Source organism: Cupriavidus basilensis (assembly GCF_029335485.1).
Taxonomy (GTDB): Bacteria; Pseudomonadota; Gammaproteobacteria; order Burkholderiales; family Burkholderiaceae; genus Cupriavidus; species Cupriavidus basilensis_E.
On the sequence record NZ_JARJLM010000572.1, the window covers coordinates 1 to 4116 of the forward strand.

General features: G+C 68.5%; 3 protein-coding genes. All 3 read right to left on the reverse strand.

Going from position 1 to position 4116, the window contains the following annotated elements:
* Positions 1 to 363: 363 nt before the first annotated feature.
* Positions 364 to 1803, reverse strand: coding sequence for an efflux transporter outer membrane subunit (locus P3W85_RS35560; RefSeq protein WP_276268212.1), 1440 nt, complete (start codon positions 1801 to 1803; stop codon positions 364 to 366).
* Between the two features lie 69 nt (positions 1804 to 1872).
* Positions 1873 to 3000, reverse strand: coding sequence for an ABC transporter permease (locus tag P3W85_RS35565; RefSeq protein WP_276268213.1), 1128 nt, complete (start codon positions 2998 to 3000; stop codon positions 1873 to 1875).
* A gap of 15 nt (positions 3001 to 3015) precedes the next feature.
* Positions 3016 to 4116 (reverse strand): ABC transporter permease (locus P3W85_RS35570; RefSeq protein ID WP_276268214.1); only part of this gene is annotated, 1101 nt, incomplete at its 5' end.

Genomic DNA, 4116 nt, shown 5'->3' on the forward strand with positions numbered 1-4116 from the left:
GGGTCGCTTTCTTTTGGTTACTTTTCTTTACGAGTAAAGAAAAGTGACACCTCCATGTGCCCAAGAGCCCGACACCACTCCGCCTTTAGGCCCTGCAGACCTAAATCATTTCACTAAAAAATCCAGAAACAGCAACGCCAACCACATCGTTCAATTCTGAAAAGGCCATTAAATCAGAACGATTGGATAGCAGTAAGCCGAATGGAAAAAAGGATGAGATAAACCGAACGGATACCAAAGTCGTAGGAATCATTGCGGTCCAAGCGCTGGAAACGGCGGCGATACCCTACAGGCGCGTGTATTCCAGTCCAGACACGACGGGCACCCTGACCTGCACGCAGGCCGGGACGGGGCCGGCTTGCGTCAACGCCGCGCTGACCCGGGATCGCCCGGCCATTCCCCACCCAGCGCCCGATACAACTGCACCGCCGCCAGCGCCTGCGCCGTTTGCGTCTGGATCAGTTCGTCCTCGCGCTGCAGCGCGCCGACGCGCGCGTCCAGCACGTCCTGCAGCGTGCGGCGGCCGCCTTCGTAGAGACGCGTGGCGTTCTGGCTGTTGCGCTGCGCGGTGGCGGCCACGTCGGCCAGCCGCGCGCCGCGCTGGTCCAGGCCGTGGCGCTGGCTGTAGGCATTGTCCACTTCCTCCAGCGTGCGCAGCACCGCCTGGTCGTAATCCGCCTGGGCGGCTTGCAGGCGGGCATCGCCGGCGTCGATATTGGCCTGGATGCGGCCCGCGGTGAAGATCGGCAACTGCACGCCGACGCCCACCAGCCCGCCGGTGCCGCTCAGCGCCGGCAGCCCGTCCACGTGCAGGCGCCCGTCCTGGCCCAGGAACGTCAGGTAGAAGCGGGGAAACCGGTCCGCCTTGGCGCTGCCGAGCCTGGCGGCCTGCGCGCGTACCAGCGCGGCCATGGCGCGCACATCCGGGCGCCGCTCGATCACGTCCGACGGCAGCTGCCCGGCCGGCGCCGCCGGCACGAAGAACGCGGGCGGCGGCGACAGCGCCGCCGTGGCTTGCGGCACCTGGCCGGCGAGCACCGCCAGGCGGCGTTCGCGGATCGAGATCTGGCTCGTCAGCAGCGGCCGCTGCGCCTGCAGCGCGCCAAGCTGCTCGCTCACGCGGTCGACGTCATAGGACAGCGCCTGTCCGGCCGCATAGCGCGCGCGGGTATAGCCCAGCAACTGGCCGAGGGTTTCCGTGCTCCGGTCAAGCTGCTGCAGGCGGCGCTGCAGGCCGCGCGCCGCCAGGTAGTTCTCGGCCACGTCGGCGGCGATCACCAGGCGCGTGCCGCGCAGGCGCTCCTCGGCGCTCAGCGCCACGGCCGCGGCGGCCTGCGCGTCGCTGCGGCGGCCCCCGAACACGTCCACCTCCCAGGCAACCGTCAGTCCGGCAAGATGGCCGTCCAGTCCGGGCGAGGTATCCGGCAGGCCAGCGGGGCTGCGCAGGTCGGCCACGCCGCGCGCCGCGCGCGCTTGTGCCGATAGCGTCGGATAGAGCGCCGAATCCGCAACCCGCCCGATCGCGCGCGCTTCCGCCACGCGCGCCTGCGCCACGCGCAGATCGAGATTGGCCGCCAGCGCATCGGTCACGCGCTGCGTCAGTTCCGGATCGTTCCAGTTCCGCCACCACTGCGCCAGGTCCTGCGTGGCCGCCGGCGTGTCCGCTCCGGGGGCTTCCTTGAACGCGGCTGGCGCCGCGATACCGTCGGGCACGGCGACGTCGACCGTGGCGCAGCCGGCCAGGCCGGCGGCGATGCATGCAATAAGGCCGGCGAGGAGGCCGCGTCGTGGATAAGTACTCAAGGCGGTAATCCGTTTGGTGAGCGGGCGGAAGGAACGATGGGAGCGGTGAGCATGGCCAGGCATGGTGGTCTACCCCTGCTGCGCCAGCATGGAGCGGAAGCGCGTGAGCGCCAGGGCCAGGAAGATCCCGCCCGCGGCCGTCACGCCGAGCAACTGCGGCCACACCACGTCCACGCCCGCGCCGCGGAACAGGATGGCCTGCGTCAGCGTGACGAACTGGGTCGTCGGCAGGAACTGCACCGCGTGCTGCATGGCCTGCGGCATGCTCTGCACCGGCGTGGCGGCGCCGGACAGCAGGTAGGCGACGGCATAGGTCGGCACCGCCAGCAGGCCGAACTGCGGCATCGCCGGCGCAATGGTCGCCAGCCACATGCCGAGCGCGGTCACGGAGAACAGGTAGAGCGCGGCGCTCAGCGCGAACAGCCCCATCGAACCGGTGAGCGGCACGTCCAGCCACAGATGCACCACCAGCCACAGCGACAGCAGGGACGCCAGGAAAATCACCGCGCCATTGGCCAGGATCTTCGCCACCGCGATCTCGCTGGCGCGTACCGGCATCACCAGCAGATGCTCGATGGTGCCGTGCTCGCGCTCGCGGATCACCGCCGCACCCACCAGGATGATGGCCAGCACGGTGATGTTGACCACGATCTGCATGGTCGAGGTGAACCAGTGCGATTCCGTATTGGGATTGAACATCACCGTGCTCTCCGCGCGCACGGGGAGTTGCGCCTCGAGGCCCCGCGCATGCAGGAACTCAAGCGCCTCGCGCGTGAAAATCTGCTGCAGGTAGCTGGCCCCGAGGCCCGCCTGCGTCATCGCGGTGGCGTCCACCAGCACCTGCACCGCCGGCGTCCTGCCCGCCAGCACGTCGGCTTCGAAGCGCGGCGGGATCACGATGGCGAAGATATAACGCCCCCGGTCCATTTCCGCGTCCACGGCGTGCCGGTCCACATCCACCGGCGTCTTGAAGTACGGCGGCCGGATCGCATCGCGCAGGCGGCGCGAGAGTTCGGAGTGGTCGGCATCGACGATGGCCACCGATGCGTTCGACACCTCGGCCTTGATGCCCTTGGCTACCGAATGCACGGCCAGCGTAAAGGCAAAGACGATCAGCGCCATCAGCGTCACATCGCTGAACAGGCTGCGCAGCTCCTTGCCGCACAGCCGGGCCACGTTCTTGCACCATTGATTCATCGCGGCATCTCCCGGCTACGCCTCCTGCTTGCGCAGCAGCAAACGCGCGCCCGCCAGGTACAGCAGCGCGAAACCCAGCAAGGCCAGGTACATGGTGCCGAAGCTGCCGGTCCCCAGGCCCTTGGTGAAGCTGCCAAGGCTGACCAGCTGGAACCACGACGACGGAAAGCCCAGCCCGATCCAGTAGCTGCTGCCGGTCAGCGTGGACACCGGATAGAGCAGGCCGGAGAAGTTGACGGATGGAATCAGGCACAGGATCGCGGTGCCAAAGATGGCCGCCACCTGCGAACGCACGAAGGTCGACATCAGCAGCCCCAGCGCGGTGGCCGCCAGCACGAACAGCGCCGCGCCGATCGACAGGGCGAGGAAGGAGCCCTTGAGCGGCACCTGCAGCAGCACGATGGCCAGCGCCACCAGCGTCAGGTAGCTGATCATCGCCAGTCCCACATAGGGCAGCTGCTTGCCGATCAGGTACTCGCCCACGCTTGCGGGGGAGGCATAGAGGTTGGTGATCGAGCCCATCTCCTTCTCCCGCACCACGCCGAGCGCGGTCAGCATGGTCGGGATCAGGATCAGCGCCAGCATGATGATGCCCGGCGTGATCGCGTAGATGCTGCGGAACTCCTGGTTGTAGATAAAGCGCGTCTCGATCGAGAGCGGCAGCGCGGCCGGGCGGGCCGGCAGCGCGCGCATCTGCGCGCTGGCGTAGGCCAGCAGCACGCCGCTCACATAGGCGCGCGTGGTGGCGCCCGGGAACGGGCTGGACCCGTCCACGCGGAAAGCCAGCTGCGGCTGGCGCCCGGCCAGCAGGTCGCGCTCGAAGCCGGGCGGCAGCTCGACGATCAGCATGTCGGACGCGGCGCGCAGGCGCCGGTCCGCCTCCGCCTCGCTGCGCACGCCGTCGGTCTGCACGAAATAGCGCGAGCCGGAGAACTGCTCCACCAGCTCGCGGCTGGCGCGGCTCTGGTCGCGGTCCAGCACGGCAAAGCGCACGTTCTCCACGTCGAAGGACACGCTCCACGCCGCGGCGCACAGCAGCACGATGGGACCGAGGATGGCGAACGCCAGCCGCAGCTTGTCGCGCGCCAGTTCCATGGCCTCGCGCCGGGCAAACGC

Excerpts from the sequence above, each read along its gene's own strand:
- P3W85_RS35565 (WP_276268213.1), bottom strand. The coding sequence starts at position 3,000 with ATGAATCAATGGTGCAAGAACGTGGCCCGGCTGTGCGGCAAGGAGCTG.